The sequence below is a fragment of the Desulfosarcina sp. genome, assembly GCF_041551955.1.
Lineage (GTDB): Bacteria > Desulfobacterota > Desulfobacteria > Desulfobacterales > Desulfosarcinaceae > Desulfosarcina.
Map to the genome: position 1 here is coordinate 1 of NZ_JBFELV010000448.1, position 4,098 is coordinate 4,098.

The following is a 4,098-nucleotide window of genomic DNA, read 5'->3' on the forward strand; positions in this document are numbered from 1 at the left end:
ACCGCTTCAGGCGTGGTGGCAAAGCAGGGTTCGTTCATCATGGGCATGGTTCCCTTGCGGAAGCCGATGACCAGGTCCACGGTGCAATCCTTGAGCAGTCGACCGGCTATCTCTTTAATCTTATCAGTGTATCCTACCATGTTATGCTACCTTGGCCGTATTTTTGATGAAATGGGTGTTGGGCCCGATGGCTTTGACCTTTTCAGTCACGTCCTTGACCACGTTCACGAACTTGGTGGATTCCGCCGAAGAGATCCAGGAGAAGTGCAGGCGGTCCGGTTCGATGCCCATCAGTTCCATCAGGTTTTTAAACAGGGTGAATTTCCGTCGTGCGTAGTAATTACCTTCCAGGTAATGGCATTCGCCGGGATGTCACCCGCTCACCCAAACCGCATCGGCCCCTTCCCGCAGGGCCGTCAGGGCGAACTTCGGGTCCATGCGGCCCGTGCAGGGGATGCGGATCACCCGGATGTTGGAAGGGTACTGCATTCGGCTTACGCCGGCCAGATCCGCTGCACCATAACTGCACCAGTTGCAGAGAAAACTGACGATTTTCGGTTCCCAGTCAGACATGATACCTTCTCCTTCTTCCTATGGTGATCATTGCAGCTATTTTTTAGCCTGGGCGATCACATCTTCCAGTTTCGAGGATTATACGATCCACGGGTCCGTATGTTTGGTTTTCACCCCTTGAATCCTTGGCCCCTTCGTTCACACCGCTTCGTTCATGGAAAAGATCTGGGCAAAGATCTGGTCGTTGTCGAATCCTTTGAGATGGATCGCCCCGGAACGACACGAGGCGACGCACAGACCGCAGCCCTTGCACAGCACCGGATTGATCTGGGCCTTTCCGGCATGCATGCGGGCGTCGGCGGCGATAAAGGATGGTGCCGAGTAGGGGCAGATGGAGACGCAGACCCCACAGCTGCTGCAGATGCTCGGTTCCGTCTCGGCCACCGTGCCGCTGGTGTTGATGGTCTCTTTAGACAGCAGGGTGATGGCGCGCGACGCACTGGCCCGGCCCTGGGCAATGGCCTCGTCGATGGGCTTGGGATAATGGGCCAGACCGCAGAGAAACACGCCGTCGGTGGCAAACTCGCTGGGCCCCAGCTTGGCATGCTTTTCCACGAAAAAGCTGTCGTCGTTGAGCGGCACCTTGAAGAACTGGGCCAGGGCTTCATCCTTGTTGGGCAGGATGGCCGACGCCAGGGTGACCAGGTCGGCGGTGATTTCCATGGGACGCTGCAGTACGTGATCGGTGACGGTGATACGGATGCTGCCGTCTTTGATCGCCAGCTGCGGTTTGTTGTCCAGGTCGTGGCGGATGAAGATCACGCCGGCTTCGCGGGCCTTCTTATACAGGTACTCACGCTCGCCGTAGGTACGGATGTCCCGGTAGAGGATGTAGACTTGCATGTCCGGGTTGATTTTCTTCAACTCCAAGGCGTTGTCGATGGAGTGGGTGCAGCAGACCCGGCTGCAGTAAGGGCGATCCGGCTGACGGGACCCCACACACTGGATGAAGACCGCGGAGTTTAGCGTCTTCAGCCCGGGGTCGTCGGCGATGAATTTTTCATCCAGTTCCAGGCTGGTGAGTATTCTCGGATCCTTGCCGTAGTTGTATTCATCCGGTTTGAGCGCGGTTCCGCCGGTGGCCACGACGGCAACGCCGTGTTCCAACGCCTCACTGGCTTCACCGGTGGTCAGGGTGGATTTGAAGCTGCCTACAAACCCGTCTACGGCGGTCAGCCGAGTGTTCAGGTGAAGCTTGATCCGGTCGTCACCCTCAACGGCCTGCACCAGTTCGCCCAGCTTGTCTTTGACCCGGTCGCCGGTGGCCGTCTTGAAAATATGATGGGCGTTGCCGCCCAGCCGGTCGGCAGCCTCGACGATGTGGGTGATGTAACCCTGGCTGGCCAGGCTTCTGGCTGCGGTCATGCCGGATATGCCGCCGCCGATGACCAGGGCCGTCTGGTTGACATTCAGCTGGGCCTCGGGCAGGGGCTGCATCAGGGCCACCTTGGAGACGGCCATGCGCACCAGATCCTTGGCTTTTTGGGTGGCCAGGTCCGGGTTGTTTTTATGCACCCAGGAGTCGTGGTTGCGGATGTTGCACATCTCGAACAGGTATTTGTTCAGCCCGGCATTGATCAGGGTTTCCTGAAACAACGGTTCGTGGGTTTTGGGCGTACAGGCGGCCACGACGACCCGGTTGAGCTTTTTCTGCTTGATAATCTGGGTCATGGTCTCCTGCGTGTCCTGGGCGCAGGAGTAGAGGTTGTCCGAAAAATACTCCACATAGGGCAGCGTGGCGGCATAATCCCTGACGTCCGGCACATTGACCACGCCGGCGATGTTGATGCCGCAGCGGCAGACGAACACGCCGATGCGGGGCCGCTCGCCGATGACGTTGGTTTCGGGAACCACCTCGGGTGTTAGGGTGCGGGTATTGCGCGCCTCGGCGAGAATCTCGCCGGCGGCCGATGCGGCGGCGCTGGCATCCACCACCGACTGGGGAATGTCTTTCGGCCCCTGGAAGGCGCCGCAGACGTAAATGCCCTTTCTGGACGTTTCCACGGGTGAGAAGGTGTCGGTCTTGCAAAAATTCCCCTCGGTAAGCTCGATACCCAGTCGGTTGGCCATGGCGACCACTTCCGGGTCGGTCTGAAGGCCGATGGAGAGCACGATCTGGTCGAAGGTTTCGGTGACCGTTTCGCCTGCTTCGGTGACATAGCGGACGCTCAGGTCATCGGAATCCGGCAGCGGATCGATGGTGTGCACCCGGCTGCGCACGAAACGCACGCCCTTGGCTTTGGCGTTCTCATAAAAACGTTCGAACTCCTTGCCGGGGGTGCGCATGTCCATGAAGAAGATGGCGCAGTCCAGGTCGTAGGGGGCGTGTTCCTTGGCGATGACGGCTTCCTTGATGGCGTACATGCAGCACACCGACGAACAATAGGCGTTGTCGCAGCGGTTCATATCCCGGGATCCCACGCACTGGAACCAGGCGATCTTTTTGGGTTCCTTGTTGTCGGAAAGCCTTACCAGGTGGCCGTCCGTTGGTCCGGAAGCGGAGAGGATGCGCTCCATCTCCATGGAGGTGATCACGTTGGGATGGTTGGCGTAGTTGTAGGCATCGAATTTGGACGGATCGAAAGGCTCGAAGCCAGGGGCCAGAATGATGGAACCCACCTCCAACTCCACGATTTCGTCTTCCATGGTGTGGTCGATGGCATCCACGCCGCAAAAGGAGGTACAGACCTGGCAGCCGCCGGTTTTAAAGTGTGCGCAGACGTCGCGGTCGATGGCCGGGGTGTTTGGCACGGCCTGGGCGTAGGGGACATACACCGGTTTTCGGCCCTTAAGGCCCATGTCGTATTCCGAGGGGATCAGTTTGGATCCCCGCCGCGAAACCACCTCCCTGATCTTTTCCAGGGTGATGTGGCCGGTGGGGCAGACCGACGCACAGGCACCGCATGCGATGCAGACGTCGGATTGAAGGTGAAAGGGAGTGTCCACTTTCATGTCCACGCCGCGGCCGGTCAGACTGATGGCGTTGCTGCCCATCTTTTCGCACATCCGGGTGCACAGGCCGCAGAGGATGCAGGTGTCGTTCTCCAGTTTGAACCGCGGTGTTTCGATGCCGTATTGCTTGGCCAGATCCTGAAGCAGGGGCACTTCGGGGCAGCGCGCCAGCAGCATCTCAACGATCAGCTTGCGTCCGGCGTGAACCGCCTCGGTATCCGTTTTGACTTCCATGCCTTCCCAGATGGGGTAGTTGCAGGCAGTGACGAAACGGGTGCGGCGGCCGTCGTAGAGCTCAACCGTACAGATGCGGCACATACCGGCCGGTTCCAGTGCCTTGTGATGGCACATGGTGGGGATCTCCACACCGACCTTTTCGGCCACCTGGAGAATGTACTGCCCTTCTTCTCCCTGGACTGTCCTACCGTTTAGCTTAAACGTGATCATCTAATTTTTCCTCAATCTTATCTGATGGCGATGGCATCGAATTTACAGGCATCATAGCAGATGCCGCACTTAATGCATTTGTCCTGATCCAGTTGGTGGGGTTCCTTTTTTTTGCCGGCGATGGCA

The 4,098-nt window shown here is 58.5% G+C and carries 3 protein-coding genes; all 3 read right to left on the minus strand.

Annotated features, from left to right (window positions below):
* Window positions 1-141: 141 nt before the first annotated feature.
* Entirely contained in the window at window positions 142-573 is a 432-nt protein-coding gene (locus tag ABYV26_RS22185) for a hydrogenase iron-sulfur subunit (protein ID WP_372683540.1), read from the minus strand.
* A 138-nt stretch (window positions 574-711) separates the two neighbouring features.
* Window positions 712-3,972 carry an FAD-dependent oxidoreductase gene (locus ABYV26_RS22190; protein WP_372683541.1) on the minus strand — a complete coding sequence of 1,087 codons (3,261 nt, stop codon included), beginning with the start codon at window positions 3,970-3,972 and terminating at the stop codon, window positions 712-714.
* Window positions 3,973-3,989: 17 nt separating this feature from the next.
* Complete coding sequence (locus ABYV26_RS22195; protein WP_372683542.1) at window positions 3,990-4,094, minus strand: 4Fe-4S binding protein; 105 nt, start codon at window positions 4,092-4,094, stop codon at window positions 3,990-3,992.
* Between the last annotated feature and the right edge of the window lie 4 nt (window positions 4,095-4,098).

Coding starts and splice junctions, on each gene's coding strand:
- ABYV26_RS22190 (WP_372683541.1), bottom strand. CDS start 3,972: ATGATCACGTTTAAGCTAAACGGTAGGACAGTCCAGGGAGAAGAAGGG.